At 50.2% G+C, this 745-nt stretch carries 1 protein-coding gene; it reads left to right on the top strand.

Annotated features, from left to right (window positions below; genetic code table 11):
* Positions 1–75: 75 nt before the first annotated feature.
* A partial coding sequence (locus HBA93_RS17895) for an IS6 family transposase (protein WP_221724191.1) occupies positions 76–745 on the top strand: 670 nt, incomplete at its 3' end.

Here is a 745-nt window from a genome sequence, read left to right as displayed (position 1 = left end):
GGTTGTGTCGCAAAATTTTCACCTCTGTTGAGCTATGTCACGCTTATTGTGCGTAACGGATTGAGGTGAGAAGAGATGGTGGTCGATTTCAAAGGAACACATTTTCCTAAAAGTGTCATCCTTTATGCCGTTTTCTTCTATGTTCGCTATCCGGTTTCCTATCGTGACCTTCAGGAAATAATGGCTGAGCGTGGCGTGAAGGTTGATCATGCAACATTGAACCGGTGGGTTGTTCGCTACGCACCGCAGATCGCCGCTCAGGCTCAGATGCGCAAGCACCCCACATCCCGTTCGTGGCGTGGTGACGAGACATATCTCAAGGTTCGGGGCAAATGGACTTATCTGTACCGAGCCATTGATCGCGACGGCCAAACCCTTGATTTTATGCTGTCAGAGCGGCGGGATTTGGCTGCGGCCCGCCGGTTTTTCAAGAAGGTGATTGTACCGAATGGCGTTCCGCAGAAGGTTGTCATTGACAAGAGCGGAGCCAATCTGGCCGGACTTCAGTCAGTAAATACGATCCTGAAATTCACCGGTACCGGCGAGATCATTGAAATCCGCCAGATCAAATATCTCAACAATATCCTTGAACAAGACCATAGGTTCATCAAGCGGATCACCCGGCCGATGATGGGCTTCAAAGCATTCCATTCCGCAACAGCCACCATTGCAGGGATCGAGGTGGCTCACATGATCCGCAAGAACCAATTCGCCAACGACAATCAAGCGCCATTTCAGATCTTTG

This window comes from Ochrobactrum sp. SFR4, assembly GCF_019730395.1.
GTDB lineage: Bacteria > Pseudomonadota > Alphaproteobacteria > Rhizobiales > Rhizobiaceae > Pseudochrobactrum.
This window is presented reverse-complemented; position numbering and strand designations above follow the sequence as displayed.